Source organism: Vibrio sp. QJM3NY_15, assembly GCF_057785995.1.
Genome location: NZ_CM173517.1, coordinates 383,145 through 399,521 on the forward strand (window position 1 = coordinate 383,145; position 16,377 = coordinate 399,521).

The following is a 16,377-nucleotide window of genomic DNA, read 5'->3' on the forward strand; positions in this document are numbered from 1 at the left end:
GGTCACCCTAGCTTGTTAAAACGCTCGATAACTGCGTTAGAGATTTTGATTGTAGAATAACTACTTATCGAAAATCTCTGCCTTGTTCTCAAGCTTTTTTCCTGCGCTATTTCTGATCACTTACTTACTGTGATTGGTATAACGCCTATGGGAAGGAAATCATGGCATCAGAACAAAGAGCGATCTCAAGGTTAGTCGCTCAGTCAGGACAAATGTTATTGGCACACGGTGCCGAGAGTACACTGGTCGGTGATATTATGCGCCGCATCGGTATTGCTTGTGGGGTGAATGAGGTTGAAGTTGCACTGTCAGCCAATGCGTTGGTCGTGACAACTGTAATGGATGATCATTGCATAACGACTACTCGAAGCTGTGCTGATCGTGGTATTAACATGCAGGTTATCACCGACATTCAACGCATTTGCATCATGATGGAGAAGGGAATTCTCGATTATGATTTGGCGTATAAAAAGATTCAAAACATCAGCCCCGAGCGCTACAACCGTTGGTTAGTGGTTGTGATGATAGGGTTGTCGTGCGCCTCTTTTAGCCACCTTGCGGGCGGAGACTGGCAAGTCTTCATGATGACTTTTATTGCTTCAGCTTGCGGCATGATCGTCAGACAAGAAATTGGTCATCGCCATTTTAACCCCTTATTAAACTTTGCTATCACAGCGTTTGTTACGACAACTATTTCAGCGCAAGCGGTTCTTTATAACATCGGTGGCCAGCCCACTATCGTCATGGCTTCTTCTGTGCTGATGCTTGTTCCCGGTTTCCCTTTAATTAACTCTGTTGCGGATATGCTTAAAGGCCATATTAATATGGGGCTAGCACGCTTCACCATGGCCAGTTTATTAACGTTGGCAACAAGCTTAGGCATTGTCGCGGCTATGAGCCTTTCGGACGTGTGGGGGTGGGCAAGCTAATGACTATCTTTGAATTATTGCTCGGCCTTTTGAATGATATGTTTTTTGCGGCGATACCTGCCGTCGGTTTTGCACTGGTCTTTAACGTGCCACAACGAGCGTTGATCTATTGTGCTCTTGGAGGATCCATTGGCCATGGTAGCCGTTACTTAATGATGCATTTCGGGATACCCATTGAGTGGGCTACGTTCTTCGCAGCGACTATTGTCGGGATGATTGGGGTTCATTGGTCACATAAACTGTTGGCGCACCCAAAGGTATTTACCGTCGCCGCTTTGATTCCGATGGTACCAGGAGTATTTGCGTTCAAAGCAATGATCGCTATGGTAGAAATCAACAGAGCAGGGTACAACCCAGAGTTGCTCGCCATGTTGATGGAGAATTTCTTAAAATCGATGTTCATTATCGCGGGGCTAGCGGTTGGCTTGGCGGTGCCGGGGCTGTTATTCTACCGTCGTAGACCTATCGTCTAACTTCAATTTCATTTTCAGGTAAGGACAGGACTTTCTATTTATGATCATCAGTATGATAGCGGCAATGGCAAACAACCGTGTAATTGGTAAAGATAATCAGATGCCATGGCATTTACCTGCAGATTTCGCATGGTTTAAACGCTCAACGATGGGTAAGCCCGTAGTGATGGGGCGTAAGACCTATGATTCTATTGGACGTCCTCTACCAGGCCGATTGAATGTCGTAATTAGCCGCGATGAGAGCTTAGAGATTGAAGGAGTGACTACTGTTACTTCAATTGATCAAGCATTAGAAATTGTCAGTGACGTTGACGAAGTGATGATCATTGGTGGCGGTTCTATCTATGAAAGCTGCTTACCTAAAGCGAACAAGTTATACCTGACTTATATCGATTTTGATGTGGATGGTGATACGCAATTCCCAGATTGGGGAGAAGGTTGGAAGCAGAGCTTTCATGATACTTATCAAGCCGATGAGAAGAATAAACACAACATGGAGTTTGTGATTCTCGAGCGTTAAGCTCTGAAGTTAAAAACGTTTGCGTTACTGTAACAGTAACGCAAACTTCTCGTATCTCGTGTTTTTATAACGCATCTTGAGTGAAAAACTTATTATCTTCCCAGCGAAGTGCCGTCAATTCTCCTCCCCAAACACATCCTGTATCTAATCCAATCACATCTTTTCCAGAATAGCCTTCTAAGGCTGCCCAGTGTCCAAACAACACGGTTTTATCAAGCGTAATACGTTGTGAAAGGTCAAACCAGGGTATCAAAGGTTCATCTGTAATTTCATTAGGCGGCAATTTGCACGCCATGTCGAGTTGGCCATCGGGAGAGCAAAAGCGCATTCGAGTGAAACTGTTGATCGCATAGCGATAGCGCTCTATGTCTTGCAAGTCTTTGCTCCAGAGGTCTGGCGTGTTGCTGTACATATTCTCGATAAGCCACTGCCAACGGTCCGATTTGAGCAACGATGTTATTTCTTGGTTCTCTGTACGTGCTTGTTCCAAGTCCCATTGAGGTGAGATGCCTGCATGTGTCATGACAAACTCTGGGTGCTCTTGCATCAAGGGTTGTTGTCTTAACCATTCCAGCAATTGGTCACGGTCTTCAGCATCAAGAATGGGTTGAGTCTTGTCTTTTGGTTTGGCTGAAAAGAGGCCTAAGGATACCGCAAGTAGATGTAAATCATGGTTACCCAATACCACCTTCGCTGAACTGCCAAGGTTACGAACAAAACGTAACGTCTCTAAGGATTTAGGACCACGAGCAACTAAGTCTCCGGCGACCCATAACGTATCTTGTTGTTTATCAAAGTTGATGGTTTCAAGCAGTAACTGAAGTTCGTCGAAGCATCCTTGGATGTCTCCGACAATATAATTCGACACAGCATTTTCCTGTAAGTGGTAGATGTGTACTAGTTAAGAATATTGGGGATAGCCAGTCTAAATGGGTCGACTTCTGTTATGAAATCAATGCCTTTATGATCGGTCATTACATAGTGTCCCTGCATGACTCCCACTGGGGTTTCGATGACGGTGCCACTGGTGTATGTGTATTCGTCATTGGCTTCAATCACAGGTTGCTGTCCAACCACGCCATCACCTTCTATGGTGAGTTGTTTGCCGTTGGAATCGGTAATCAGCCAGCGGCGAGACATAAGTTGTACCGTTGTTTTACTTAGATTTTTGATGGTAATGATGTAAGCGAAAACGTAGCGATTCTTCGTTGGTTCAGATTGTTCTTCAATATATTTAGAATGAACTTGGCATTTGATACAAGGCGTAGATATATCCATATTCGCACCTTTTGTTGTTGGTATGCTTTAAGTATTACATAAAAAATAGGCTCCTCACCGAAGTGTAGGAGCCTTTTTCGATTATTTGTCAGCGTTGTGACTGTCGTGCAACCAGTTCGCCATATCGACAAACTGTTCGAGCGTCAGGTTCTCTGGGCGCATGCCAGGGTTTACACCTAGCTCTTCAAGCACTTCCTTGTCGATTAGGCTCTTGTAGCAGTTACGTACTGTTTTACGACGTTGGTTAAAGCCTTCGCGACATACGCGATCTAACCACTTAAGATCTTTTGCCGGGTAAGGCAGTACTTCATAAGGCTGAAGGCGAACGACTGCAGAGTCTACTTTCGGTGGCGGAACAAATGCTGTTGGTGGCACTTCTAGCACAGGAGTGACTTTACAGTAATATTGAGCCATAACCGTTAGGCGACCGTAAGCTTTGGTACCAGGGCCCGCTGCCAATCGGTTAACGACTTCTTTTTGAAGCATAAAGTGCATGTCTTGCACGTCTTTATGGAACTCAAAAAGGTGGAACATCAATGGTGTAGAGATGTTGTATGGTAAGTTACCGAAGATACGTAGCTTGTTGTTTGGCTTAACAAGTTGTTCGAAATCGAACTTCATTGCATCGCCTTCATAGATCGTTAACTTTTCAGCAAGATCAGGGTGATTACGCAGACGTTCAGCAAGATCTCTATCCAGTTCAATTACTGTGAACTTGTCGACAAGCTTGCCAACAGGCTCAGTAATCGCACCAAGACCAGGGCCGATTTCTACTAAGTTCTGGCCTGGTAGTGGGTTAATACTCGATACGATTCCATCAATAATGTATGGATCGTTAAGGAAGTTTTGACCAAAACGTTTACGCGCTTTGTGCCCTAAGTGGACATCATTTCTCATTGCTTTTTCTCTACTAATTCAATGGCGTGCGTGAGCGCTGTTCTAAAGCTCCCTGTATCGGCTTGGCCTTTCCCTGCCAAGTCTAAGGCGGTACCGTGATCGACTGATGTGCGAATAAACGGTAAGCCAAGCGTGATGTTCACTGAGCGACCAAACCCTTTGTATTTCAATACCGGGAGTACTTGGTCGTGATACATACCTAAAACAGCATCTGCATCTTGCAAATATTTTTCATTAAAGATGGTGTCTGCTGGCAATGGGCCAACTAAATTAATACCATCTTTCTGGCGAATTTTTTCTAGCGTAGGGGTGATAGTTTCTATCTCTTCACGACCCAAACAACCATCTTCACCCGCATGTGGGTTCAATCCACACACGTAAATAGTTGGTTTCTCTATAGCAAACTTTTCGACCAAATCTTTATGCAGAATAGCAATGATTTGCTCTAATCTGTCTTCGGTCACTGCTTGAGATACATAAGCTAGCGGGATGTGCGTTGTTACTAGAGCAACACGCAGCCCTTCTGTTGCCAACATCATCACGACAAGTGGAGTATTGGACTTCTCTGCAAAGAACTCGGTATGGCCACTAAAAGCAACGCCAGCTCGGTTAATTACACCCTTGTGAACAGGGCCGGTGACAATAGCATCAAATTCATCATTCATACAGCCAATTGCTGCGGTTTCTAATGTATTTAATACGTAGTGGCCGTTCGCTTCATTAAGTTGACCCGCAACGGCGACTTCAGCGAGTGGAACATGTTTCACAACCAGTGTTCCAGAGCGTTGAGGTTGCTTGGGCGCGGTTGAGTCGTAGTCCAACAGCTCAACCTCGATCCCTAATATTTCAGCTCGCTCTGCTAGTAAGGTTCTGTCCGCACAAACGACGAGCTGATGTGGCCAGCTTTCTTGAGATAGAGCTAGAGTTAGATCTGGCCCAATTCCCGCTGGTTCACCTGCCGTAATGACAAGGCGTTTAGTTGTCATCTTGGTCGTCCTCAACCATTTCAACAAAAGCACTCGCTCTTACTTCTTGCAGCCAAGCGCCAGCTTCTTCGTTGAACTTACGGTTAAATAGAATTTGGTATGCTTTATTCTTTAAAGCTGAATCGGTACGGTCTACTTCTCTGCGATCTAACACTTCAACAATGTGCCAGCCATGAACTGTTTTGAATGGTGCACTGATTTTACCTTCAGGTAGTGTTTCTACTTGGTGTTTGAACTCTGGTACGTACAAGTCAGGTGTTTGGTAGCCTAACTCGCCGTCTTGAACAGCTGAACCTGGATCTTGGCTGTATTGCTGCGCAAGTTCACCAAAGCTTGCTTCACCTGCGTTTACGCGACGAGTGATTTCTTCAAGCTGCTCTTTCGCACCGTCATCACTCAGGATAACCGTTGGTTTAATCAAAATATGACGTGCATTTACTTCGGTAACTGCAACGGTTTCCAAACCTTTTACGTCTTCAATTTTTAGAATATGGAAGCCAACACCACTTCGGAAAGGACCGATGATGCTGCCTTTGTTCTGCATTTTGATTTGGTCTGCAAAAATCGTAGGCATCTCTTCTTTACGCATCCAACCCCAATCACCACCTTGTAGTGCTTTAGGGCCTTTAGAGTAAGTATAAGCCATGGTGCTGAAGTCTTTGCCGTTGTTTAGTTCTTCCACTAAATCTGTCGCTTGTGCTTCTAACTCTTCTTTGGTTTGGTCATCATTGAATCGAAGTTGGATGTGGCCAATTTTGTATTGAACCGTCGCATTGGTTTCTTGCGCTAAGATGTCCGCTAGGTTGTCTACTTCTGCAGGAAGGATATTAATACGACGGCGAACCAAGGCATTACGAGCTTCACTTGCTGCAATCTCTTTTCTTACTTGCTCACGAAATGCGTTGTAGCTCAGGCCTTCTTCAGCAACCGATGCAGTAAGTTGTTGTACTGTTTGGTTGTTATCTTTTGCAATGCCTTCAATCGCTTGATCCAGTCGAGCATCATCAATTCGAACCCCAATACGTTCCGCTTCTTGAGTTTGAATCGTATCAATGATTAGCTTTTCTAGAACTTGCTCATTCAATACATCTTGTGACGGTAATGTTTGACCACTTTTTTTAGCATTTGCACGCAGTGTTTTCATTGAAGCGTCGATGTCACTTTGTAAGATAACGCCTTCGTTAACGATCACTTTTACGCTATCTAGCTCAACCGGTGCTGCGTAGCTCGTTGATACAGTGCAAGCTGCTGCGATAGCAATTAATGTGTGTTTCCACAATGTCATGTGTAATCCTTTATATTTATTGATTGTTTATCAATAAAGAAAATTAGTTGTTTAAGAAGAATGGGCGACCATAGCTCAATGAGTTGTCTGAACTACTATCCCCAACAGCACCTGAATCAGAGCCTAGGTTAGTACCAAAGCCAATAATACCGAAATTCACACCAAAGTTATTTTCATATTCAGGCGTAGTATTTGGGTCACTAATATTATTTGTCAGCTGGTTACTATACGTAAATCCGATATACCAACAATCCGATTTATAGTTCAAGCGAGCCAACCACTCTAGATTCTCTTGTGTGGTTAAATCATAGAAATATTGAGCACTGGCATTCCACTTCCGCGAAATCTGGTAAGCACCAAGCAAACCGGCTTGCGAGATACCATCTCTGGTTATTGAACCAACATTTATACTTTCGCCTACATTATCCTCAATATATTCCTCTGTAACATAGCGATAGTTGGTTTGGATGTAACCACCAGCAAAACGGTATTCTAACGTACTGTTTGCAAGCTGCATCGCAGTGGTATCAATATCGTATTGCACTCCGCCATGGTAAAAAAGGTAATCATCGTAGTTGAAGTCCATTTCAATTGCCCAAGATGAATAATTAGTTTTTTCACTGGAGTCTTCGTTGCTTAAAGTTTGTTTTGTGTCTTTATCAAAATAGAAAATTTGACCAAAAGATATATTAAGTCGTTCTTTATATTCATCATCAAAGAAGCGCGATGATGCACCGTAGCTCACTTGATTTGCAGCAGCTATGCGGTCTACACCACTGTATTTACGGCTTCTAAATAGACCATAGTAGTCGGTCTGCAGTAGCGTTGTGTCGTAAAGACCAATTTCGCTTTGATCTTCTTCTGGAACGTATAAGTACTGAACCTGGGGCTCTAGTGTTTGAGTATAGTTGCCGACAATTGTGGTATCTCGTTCTAGAACGATACCAGCGTGGCTTCTAAATTCAGGGATAACTCGGCTTACTGATTCTTCTAAATCTTTGTATTCGTCACTTGCTGTATCAACGCCATCTAGATCTTGTTGATAATAAGTACCAAGCAATCGAGCTTCCGTTGTCCAGGTACCCCAAGTATTTCCTACAGGGATCGTAATTCCTGGCTCTACGTGTACACGGGTCGCAGATGGCTTGTTTGATGCATCAGTATCAAATACTGAAACATGACTGATAAGGTCGAAATCGAGGTAATCCATGACCTCCGGAGCATAGTAGTTATACTCGAGTTGTGGCATTAGTCGGTATGGTTGGTTATTTTCTGTTAGGACTTGGAAATCACGGACAAGTACTGAGGCATCCCAGTTTTGTGAACGGTATGTCGCTTGTCCTTCCTGAAGCAGTTGTCCATCTTCACGGTTACCAATACCAGAACTTAAGTCAGTAAAGTAATCGATATCGCTGACTTTAGAGTAGTCGACTTCAAATAACCAAGATTGCTGAAAGATCCCTGAATGTTGGAGTTGAAAGCCCCAACGGTCACCTTTCTCTGAATATTTCTGGTCGTCAGGTAAGTATTCAGATTCAATGCTGCCAGAGCCAAAATCGCTCAAATACCTAAATTCGCTGTTGAGCTGAGTGCCACGTTCTTGCATGTATTTGAAGGTGGTTTCCAAGTCGTAGTTTGGCGCTAAGTTCCAGTAAACGGGAACTTCTGCTTCAAAACCATCGCTTGAACCGTAAGAGACGGTTGGATACAAGAAACCAGTTTTACGTGTGTCGCCGACTGGTACGGTTAAGTACGGTAAGTAAAATACTGGGACACTTTGAATTTCAAAACGTGGATTGTAAAAAGTGGCTTGCTCTTCGTCTTGGTCGACGCTGATGCTCGATGCTCTTAGACGCCAAGCGTTATCACCGATAGGGCAAGAGGTGATCGAACCATCTTCTATCTCATAAACCGCCTTGCCTGTTTTCGCAATATATACCGCATTACCTCGACCTGGTTCGCAAAGAAATTCATAGTCGGTATTTTCTAGCGTCATTTCATCGGTAGTGAGATTATTGGTCGCCTTGTCTGAGATAGACTTAATTTGACCGTCACTAAAGTTTACGTTGCCTTCAGCTACAACGATGTTTTCTTGTTGGTGAAGCGTTACATTATCAGCAAGGATTGTTTTGTTTCCTTGCGTAACTCTTACATCACCTGAATATATTGCCTTGTCACCATTGATAGCCTCTAAGCGATCTGATTCCACATGAGCGGGCAGTTGTGTCTCGTTTTCGGCTGCGGGTTCGATCAAGCATTGATCTATAGAGGGCATTTCCTGCACACTACTATCGGTGATTGTTTCAGCTTGAGTTGTCGACACGTATAATGCCGTACTTATAGACGCGGCTAACAAGGTGCGGGAAAAAGATTGCATGAAGTTGAACTATCCTGTGTCACTAGATGAAGGGTTGATCTAGTATCAATCCAATTAATAAAGCATTTTCCTTATGATAAAGGAAATATTAGCATTCAGCATCATCAGACAGCGTTACTCAGATAAAATTCATAGATAGAGAACACATAATGCAAATATTTGGCAAAATTTTGGGCGCTTTTTTTGGCTTTTTATTTGGAGGTCCGCTTGGTTTAGTTTTTGGCCTATTTTTGGGGCATCAATTTGATAAGGCTCGACGTTTAAACCAATCGGGGTTCAATAGTTCTGGTTTTGGTCGTGGACCAAGCCAAGCAGAAAGGCAAAACGAGTTCTTTAAAGCGGCTTTTTCGGTTATGGGACATGTTGCTAAGGCCAAAGGCCAGGTAACACCTGAAGAGATTCAGCTCGCTTCTACAATGATGGAGCGTATGAACCTGCATGGCGAGCAACGAAAAGCTGCCCAAGATGCCTTCCGTGACGGTAAAGAAAGTGACTTCCCGTTAAGCGATGTGCTTGAGCGTGTGAAGATCTCATCGGGCGGCCGTTTTGATCTTCTGCAGTTCTTTTTAGAGCTACAGGTATCTGCGGCATTTGCTGATGGCAGCTTGCACCCGAGTGAACGCCAAGTTCTGCATAAGATAGCGCAAGGCCTTGGATTTTCTGCAGAACAGCTAGAGCGTCGTTTACAGATGCAAGAAGCTGCATTCCGTTTTCAACAGCAAGGTGGAAGCTTTGGTGGGCATCAAGGGCATGGACAATCATCAGGTTGGCAACAAGCTTCACAACAGAATCAGCTTGGCGACGCATATAAGGTTCTTGGTGTGAGTGAAAGTGCTGATGGTAAAGAGGTGAAGAAAGCCTACCGTAAACTGATGAATGAACATCACCCAGATAAACTGATGGCTAAGGGGTTACCGCCAGAGATGATGAACGTCGCGAAAGAGAAGTCACAAGAAATTCAAAATGCTTATGACCTAATAAAGAAGGTCAAAGGTTTTAAGTAGTTGAACATAGACCGAGTCATACGATTAAATGATTCGGTTTTTATTAAAGGGAATTATATGACGGTAACGTATAAGGATGTTCTAGAGTTTTGGTTCGATGAATTGACGCCAAAAGACTGGTTTACTGGCGGCGAAGAAATTGATGTTTTGATAGAGTCTCGATTTTCTGAACTGCATAAAGCAGCCGTTCAAGGTGAGCTATTTGAATGGAGACAAAACGCACAAGGGCGGTTGGCAGAGATTATCGTGCTTGATCAGTTTTCTAGAAATATTGGCAGAAACAGTCCGACAGCTTTTTCGGCTGATCCTATGGCGTTAGTTCTAGCCCAAGAGGCTGTAGCGGGTGGCTTTGATCACCAGCTTAACGAGCAACAAAAAAGCTTCCTGTATATGCCTTATATGCACAGTGAGTCTTTGCTGATGCATGAACAGGCTGTGATGCTTTTTTCCCAGACAGGCTTAGAGAATAACTTGGATTTTGAGTTTAAGCACAAGGTCATCATCGAGCGTTTTGGTCGCTATCCTCACCGTAATGAGGTGTTAGGGAGAGCTTCGACTCCCGAAGAGGTTGAGTTCTTACAGCAACCGGGCTCAAGCTTTTAATTGTAGAAATCCGGTTCAATAGATAAAAAAGAGACTAGAGGTTAATAAAAACCTCTAGTCTCTTTTTTGTTTAGCTTCATTCATGAGTTTTAACGTTAAAACTAGTTTGCTTGGTTAAGCGACCAATCATAGTCATAGCTGATTTTATTAGTATTAGTGACAGGTTGAGTTCGATACTGATCTAAGTGATGAATGAGTTGTTTCTCTGTACCAAAATCCACAGCAAACCATTCGTAAATGGATGACAATTCAAGATCATTGCTGTTGACTAGCACACCTTTATCACTGTTTATAAACTCGGTCGTCGCTTGTTCTAGTAGCATTTCTGTATTGTCAGCAGTAAAGGCCTGAGGCTGTAAGTTAGGGCAACCTAAACTCGCGCAATTCACCGCGTAATGCGTGCGCGGATCTTGCCAAATCGGTCTTAGGATTCGATGTTCAATATCATTGAGTGTTAGTGATTTCCCGTTAACGATTACTACATCATCTCCCCACGGTCCAAAACTAAACAGTCCGCCGAGCTTGGTGATGGATTTTATTGGGTAGGCATCAAGAATTAAATCGACAGTCACGGCGTTGTATAGATTAACCCAATAGGCATACTGCTCCGCTTTTGAATAGCCGAGCGGATTAACCTGTTCTAATCTCTTGATGTACTGCTTGAGTTTGGTCTTATCGGCAGTGTTCACTGCTTGGTAGCGAACTCAGGGTATTTTGATCTTGTTGAACTAAGTAGTTGTCGAGGAATAGCTGCCAATCTTGATGAGATACCTGTTCTTGGTTGGTTTCATTGCTTTGGTTCCAGTATGGCCAAAGATCAGATTTAGGCGCAGACCAAGCTAAGGTTGAGAAAAGTAGGCTGACAATAAAAAGTAGTTGTTTCATGGCATTCTCCTGATGACTGACTACTAAGACCTTAAGGCTTACCATTTTCTTTCATTGCTCTTCATTTAAATAAACATATGAAGTTAAGTTAAAAGCTTAGCCAAATAAAAAAGGTTGGCACTTGGCCAACCTTTAGATTTATTCAGAAACGTCTCATTATTTTAGGAAGCTAGGAATCTTAGCTTCAAACTCTGAAATCTTATCTGCGTGTTGAAGCGTTAGGCCGATGTTATCTAGGCCATTCAGCAAACAGTGACGACGGAACTCATCAATCTCAAACGAGTATTTTTTTCCATTCGCACTGACTTTCATTGCTTCTAAATCAACGTCGATCTCAGCGCCTTCGTTTGCCTCAACGAACTGGAATAGTTCATCGACTTCCTGCTCTGTAAGACGAACTGGCACCATCTGGTTGTTGATCGAGTTACCGTAGAAAATATCAGCAAAGCTTGGCGCGATCATCACTTGAATACCGTAATCGGCAAGCGCCCAAGGTGCGTGCTCACGAGATGAACCACAACCGAAGTTTTCACGAGCCAGTAGAATTGAAGCGCCTTTATAGCGTGGTGCATTCATTACAAACTCAGGGTTTGGTTGTTGGCCTGCATCATCAAGGAAGCGCCAGTCGTGGAACAAGTGCTTACCAAAACCGATACGGTTCACTTTCTGTAGAAACTGCTTTGGAATGATCGCATCAGTATCGATGTTGGCCGTATCTAGAGGAACGACTAATCCGGTGTGTTGTTGAAAACCTGACATGTTAAATCCTCTAATTAAAGTTCACGAATATCGACAAAGTGACCAGCGATTGCTGCTGCGGCTGCCATTGCTGGGCTAACTAGGTGCGTACGACCATCACGGCCTTGGCGACCTTCAAAGTTACGGTTTGATGTAGAAGCACAGCGCTCTTGTGGACCTAAACGGTCGTTGTTCATGGCAAGACACATAGAGCAACCCGGTAGGCGCCATTCAAAGCCTGCTTCGATAAAGATCTTATCTAAGCCTTCAGCTTCAGCTTGTGCTTTAACTTGCTCAGAACCCGGAACGATAAGCGCTTGAACGTGTTTCGCTACTTGACGGCCTTTCGCTACCGCTGCTGCTGCACGCATGTCTTCGATACGCGAGTTAGTACAAGAACCTACGAAGACTTTATCGACGTTGTAATCCGATAGTGATTTACCCGCTTCAAGGCCCATGTAAGCCAGCGCTTTTTCTGCTGAAGCTTTTTCAACAGGATCTGCGAAGCTTTCTGGTGCAGGGATTGGTGTGTCTACCGAGATAACCTGGCCTGGGTTAGTGCCCCAAGTCACTTGTGGTTTGATGTCTGCTGCTTCTAGTGTAACAACCGCATCGAACTCTGCATCAGCATCGGTTTTTAACGTATCCCAGTATTGGATTGCTGCTTCTAAGTCTTCACCTTGTGGAGAGAACTTACGACCTTTAATGTATTCATATGTCGTTGCATCTGGAGCGATTAAGCCTGCTTTAGCGCCAAGCTCGATTGCCATGTTACATACCGTCATACGACCTTCCATTGTAAGGTCAGTAATTGCCTCACCACAGAATTCAACTACGTAGCCTGTACCGCCAGCGGCTGTTGTCTTGCCGATGATCGCGAGTACGATGTCTTTTGCTGTAATGCCTTCAGCGACTTTGCCTTTTACTTCGATCTTCATGGTTTTAGCGCGAGCTTGTTTTAGCGTTTGAGTTGCTAGAACGTGCTCAACTTCTGAAGTACCGATACCGAATGCTAATGAGCCAAATGCACCGTGTGTTGCCGTGTGTGAGTCACCACATACGATGGTCATGCCCGGTAGCGTAATACCTAGCTCAGGGCCCATTACGTGCACAATACCTTGGTATTTGTGGTTTAAGTCGTAAAGCGTGACACCAAACTCTTCACAGTTCTTCGATAGCGTTTCCATTTGGATACGAGCCATCTCGCCAGAAGCGTTGATGTCTTTAGTTTGTGTCGATACGTTGTGGTCCATGGTCGCAAAAGTTTTACCTACTTGGCGAACTTTACGGCCTTTTTCACGCAGGCCATCAAAGGCTTGTGGCGACGTTACTTCGTGGACTAAGTGGCGATCGATATAAAGAATTGGCGTTTCGCCCTTCGCTGCAACCGCAACGTGAGCGTCATAAACTTTTTCGTATAAGGTTTTTGCTTGCTGGTTTGTCGACATAGCTTTTCTTCCTTGGGAGCATCAGTCCCAGTGTTTGTTTCTAGCCAAGTCATGCGGTTTACGCTGACTTGGCTTGATATTATTCTTATGTACTTGCTTCTAATCTAAGTATCTAGCTTATGAAGCTAAGATGTACTCAGCGATCTTGTCACCCATTTCTGAGGTTGTCAGCGCTTGGTTCTTGCCTGCAAGGTCTGCAGTTAGCTCACCTGCAGAAAGTGCTTTAGATACCGCTGTTTCGATGTCTTGCGCTGCAGCTTCTTCACCTAGGCTGTAACGAAGCATTAGCGCAGCAGAAAGAATTTGCGCGACTGGGTTCGCGATGTTCTTACCTGCGATATCTGGAGCACTGCCACCTGCTGGTTCGTATAAGCCGAAGTTGCTTTCGTTCAAGCTTGCAGAAGGAAGCATGCCCATAGAGCCTGTGATCATTGCACACTCATCAGAGATGATGTCCCCGAAGATGTTAGAACAAAGCATCACGTCAAACTGAGATGGATCTTTGATTAGCTGCATGGTCGCGTTATCGATGTACATGTGGCTTAGTTTCACATCTGGGTAGTCTTTCGCTACTTCTTCAACCACTTCACGCCATAGGATAGAGCTTTGTAGAACGTTCGCTTTATCGATTGAGTAAACGTTTTTGTTACGTAGACGTGCAGATTCAAACGCAATCTTTGCAATACGTTCGATTTCGTAACGGTGGTAAACCTCAGTATCAAAGGCTTTCTCTGTTGCGCCTTCGCCTTCACGACCTTTAGGTTGACCGAAGTAGATACCGCCTGTTAGTTCACGAACAACAACGATGTCGAACCCGTTTCCTGAGATATCAGCACGTAGAGGAGAGAAAGACTCTAAACCCTTGTGGATTTGCGCAGGACGTAGATTACAGAACAGTTGGAAGTGTTTACGTAGCGGAAGTAGGGCGCCACGTTCAGGTTGGTCGTTTGGTGGAAGGTGTTCCCATTTAGGGCCGCCGACAGAGCCAAAAAGTACCGCGTCAGATTCTTCACAGCCTGCAACTGTTGCTTCTGGAAGTGGACAGCCGTGGTTATCAATTGCGATACCACCAACATCATACTCTTCGCGAGAAAAGCTAATTGCGTGTTTCTTTTCAATCGCGTCTAGCACTTTGTGTGCTTGTTGCATTACTTCTGGGCCAATGCCATCACCAGGTAGTACGGCAATTTTGTATGATTTATCTGTCATGTTAATCCTTTAATTCTTGTTACTGAGCTGCTTGGCTCGTTTTAAATTTTGTCCCTAAAGCCAACAACATCGGCTCTAGGGCTCTGTTATTGGGGTCTTAAACTGTCGCGAATTTTTGCTGCTTCATTTCAGCAATGGTGTCTGCGCGTTGAATGCTATTGATAACGTGTAGCAACGCTTGACCAGAAGCTTCAACGATATCGGTTGAAACGCCCGTACCGTGGTACTTACGGCCTTTATAGTTAGCAATGATGTCAGCTTGACCTAAGCCATCTTCGCCTTCACCTTTTGCAGTAAGGTCGAACTTATCTAACGCGATTTCGTAGCCTGTTAAGCGGTAGATACATTGGTATAAAGCATCAACAGGACCATTGCCGACAGCGGCTTCGCATTTCTCTTCATCACCACATTGCAGTTTGATGCTGGTGGTAGACATAACACTACCAGATTGTACGCTTAGGTAGTTAAGTTTATAGAAGTCATCTTCATCACGTAGATTCGCGAAGTGCATTAATGCTTCTAGGTCGTAATCGAACACTTGTCCTTTACGGTCTGCAAGCTTCAAGAAGTCTTCGTACAATGAATCTAGGTTGTACTCATTGTCTTTATAACCCATAGCGTCCATGTGGCTCTTAACAGCCGCTCGCCCACTACGGCTTGTTAGGTTTAAGGCTTTGTTTTTCAAGCCAATAGACTCAGGCGTCATGATCTCGTAAGTGTTCTTGTTCTTAAGCATGCCATCTTGGTGAATACCTGAAGAGTGGCTGAATGCGTTAGCACCTACGATTGCTTTGTTGTCTTGAATTGGCATGTGACAAAGCTGGCTTACCAACTTACTGGTACGGTGAATCTCTTTGTGATCCAAGCCTGTGTGAACACCCAAAAGCTCTTGACGAGTTTTGATGATCATTGCGATTTCTTCTAGAGAACAGTTACCTGCACGTTCGCCAATACCATTGATTGTGCCTTCAATTTGGCGAGCGCCCGCTTGCACAGCAGCAATTGAGTTTGCAACCGACATACCTAAGTCATCGTGACAGTGAACAGAGATGATCGCTTGGTCGATGTTGGGTACGCGATCGAATAGCGTTTTGATAATGCCACCAAACTCATTCGGTACTGTATAGCCCACCGTGTCTGGAATGTTGATGGTTTTAGCGCCTGCGTTAATCGCGGCTTCAACCATACGACATAGGTTGTCGATAGGGGTACGACCGGCATCTTCACATGAGAATTCAACATCATCGGTATAGTTACGAGCGTGTTTGACAGCTTTTACCGCCATCTCTACTACATCGTCGTAGCTGCGGCGTAATTTGTCTTGTACGTGAACCGTTGATGTTGAGATGAAGGTATGAATACGGAACTGGTCAGCCACTTTAAGCGCTTCTGCAGCGGCATCGATATCTTTCGCTACGGCACGAGAAAGTGCACAAATACGGCTGTCTTTGATGTGCTTAGCGATGGTTTGTACTGACTCAAAATCACCTGGAGAAGAAATAGGGAAGCCAGCTTCGATAACATCTACACCCAGTCTCTCAAGAGCATAAGCGATCTGTAACTTCTCTTTTACCGTAAGGCTTGCAGCCAATGCTTGCTCGCCGTCACGTAAGGTAGTATCAAAAATTATTACTTGATCGTTCATGGGTGCTTCCTTATATCGATAATGAATCGATTGCTATCCAAATTATTATTAAGAATGATGTTCTTTTAAAAGTGCCAGTTACAAAAAAACCCGCTCAGTG

At 44.2% G+C, this 16,377-nt stretch carries 15 protein-coding genes and 1 pseudogene; 5 read left to right on the forward strand and 11 right to left on the reverse strand.

The window, feature by feature from the left end:
* The first annotated feature begins 161 nt into the window (after positions 1-161).
* The 3 genes from AC3CKG_RS01730 to folA are packed head-to-tail and all read left to right on the forward strand — an operon-like array spanning position 162 to position 1,922.
* Positions 162-929 carry a threonine/serine exporter family protein gene (locus AC3CKG_RS01730; protein ID WP_017109334.1) on the forward strand — a complete coding sequence of 256 codons (768 nt, stop codon included), beginning with the start codon at positions 162-164 and terminating at the stop codon, positions 927-929.
* Entirely contained in the window at positions 929-1,402 is a 474-nt protein-coding gene (locus AC3CKG_RS01735; protein WP_029223336.1) for a threonine/serine exporter family protein, read from the forward strand. The genes AC3CKG_RS01730 and AC3CKG_RS01735 overlap by 1 nt, the downstream gene beginning before the upstream one ends.
* A gap of 40 nt (positions 1,403-1,442) precedes the next feature.
* Complete coding sequence (folA, locus tag AC3CKG_RS01740; RefSeq protein ID WP_102327028.1) at positions 1,443-1,922, forward strand: type 3 dihydrofolate reductase; 480 nt, start codon at positions 1,443-1,445, stop codon at positions 1,920-1,922.
* Between the two features lie 64 nt (positions 1,923-1,986).
* Here folA and AC3CKG_RS01745 read toward each other — a convergent pair whose 3' ends face one another.
* The 6 genes from AC3CKG_RS01745 to lptD form a co-directional block, all read right to left on the reverse strand.
* Positions 1,987-2,790: a symmetrical bis(5'-nucleosyl)-tetraphosphatase gene (locus AC3CKG_RS01745; protein ID WP_102327029.1), complete on the reverse strand. Its 804-nt coding sequence runs from the start codon at positions 2,788-2,790 to the stop codon at positions 1,987-1,989.
* Between the two features lie 29 nt (positions 2,791-2,819).
* Positions 2,820-3,200: a Co2+/Mg2+ efflux protein ApaG gene (gene apaG / locus AC3CKG_RS01750; protein ID WP_016767783.1), complete on the reverse strand. Its 381-nt coding sequence runs from the start codon at positions 3,198-3,200 to the stop codon at positions 2,820-2,822.
* Between the two features lie 81 nt (positions 3,201-3,281).
* A complete protein-coding gene (rsmA, locus tag AC3CKG_RS01755) occupies positions 3,282-4,097 on the reverse strand; it encodes a 16S rRNA (adenine(1518)-N(6)/adenine(1519)-N(6))-dimethyltransferase RsmA (protein ID WP_009847826.1) in 816 nt (271 codons plus the stop codon).
* Positions 4,094-5,083, reverse strand: a complete 990-nt coding sequence (pdxA, locus tag AC3CKG_RS01760) for a 4-hydroxythreonine-4-phosphate dehydrogenase PdxA (protein WP_102327030.1) — start codon at positions 5,081-5,083, stop codon at positions 4,094-4,096. Before pdxA ends, rsmA begins: the two co-directional genes overlap by 4 nt.
* Entirely contained in the window at positions 5,073-6,368 is a 1,296-nt protein-coding gene (gene surA / locus AC3CKG_RS01765) for a peptidylprolyl isomerase SurA (protein ID WP_102327031.1), read from the reverse strand. Before surA ends, pdxA begins: the two co-directional genes overlap by 11 nt.
* A 43-nt stretch (positions 6,369-6,411) precedes the next feature.
* Positions 6,412-8,745 (reverse strand): LPS assembly protein LptD, encoded by a 2,334-nt coding sequence (lptD, locus tag AC3CKG_RS01770; RefSeq protein WP_488528727.1) that lies wholly within the window; start codon positions 8,743-8,745, stop codon positions 6,412-6,414.
* A gap of 149 nt (positions 8,746-8,894) precedes the next feature.
* Here lptD and djlA point away from each other — a divergent pair, with 149 nt between their 5' ends.
* On the forward strand, positions 8,895-9,749 hold the full coding sequence (gene djlA, locus AC3CKG_RS01775; RefSeq protein WP_102513548.1) for a co-chaperone DjlA: 855 nt from the start codon (positions 8,895-8,897) through the stop codon (positions 9,747-9,749).
* 57 nt (positions 9,750-9,806) lie between these two features.
* Positions 9,807-10,352 (forward strand): DUF924 family protein, encoded by a 546-nt coding sequence (locus AC3CKG_RS01780; RefSeq protein ID WP_488528728.1) that lies wholly within the window; start codon positions 9,807-9,809, stop codon positions 10,350-10,352.
* 101 nt (positions 10,353-10,453) lie between these two features.
* On the opposite strand, the pseudogene AC3CKG_RS01785 reads toward AC3CKG_RS01780, so the two are convergent.
* From AC3CKG_RS01785 to leuA, 5 genes and pseudogenes are all read right to left on the reverse strand, one after another.
* A pseudogene (locus tag AC3CKG_RS01785) lies at positions 10,454-11,237 on the reverse strand (DUF547 domain-containing protein).
* A 156-nt stretch (positions 11,238-11,393) separates the two neighbouring features.
* Positions 11,394-11,996 carry a 3-isopropylmalate dehydratase small subunit gene (gene leuD, locus AC3CKG_RS01790; RefSeq protein ID WP_428781019.1) on the reverse strand — a complete coding sequence of 201 codons (603 nt, stop codon included), beginning with the start codon at positions 11,994-11,996 and terminating at the stop codon, positions 11,394-11,396.
* 14 nt (positions 11,997-12,010) lie between these two features.
* Complete coding sequence (gene leuC / locus AC3CKG_RS01795) at positions 12,011-13,423, reverse strand: 3-isopropylmalate dehydratase large subunit (RefSeq protein ID WP_054547852.1); 1,413 nt, start codon at positions 13,421-13,423, stop codon at positions 12,011-12,013.
* Between the two features lie 117 nt (positions 13,424-13,540).
* Positions 13,541-14,632 carry a 3-isopropylmalate dehydrogenase gene (gene leuB, locus AC3CKG_RS01800; RefSeq protein WP_017109323.1) on the reverse strand — a complete coding sequence of 364 codons (1,092 nt, stop codon included), beginning with the start codon at positions 14,630-14,632 and terminating at the stop codon, positions 13,541-13,543.
* Between the two features lie 97 nt (positions 14,633-14,729).
* Positions 14,730-16,277 carry a 2-isopropylmalate synthase gene (gene leuA / locus AC3CKG_RS01805; protein ID WP_009847816.1) on the reverse strand — a complete coding sequence of 516 codons (1,548 nt, stop codon included), beginning with the start codon at positions 16,275-16,277 and terminating at the stop codon, positions 14,730-14,732.
* Positions 16,278-16,377: the final 100 nt, after the last annotated feature.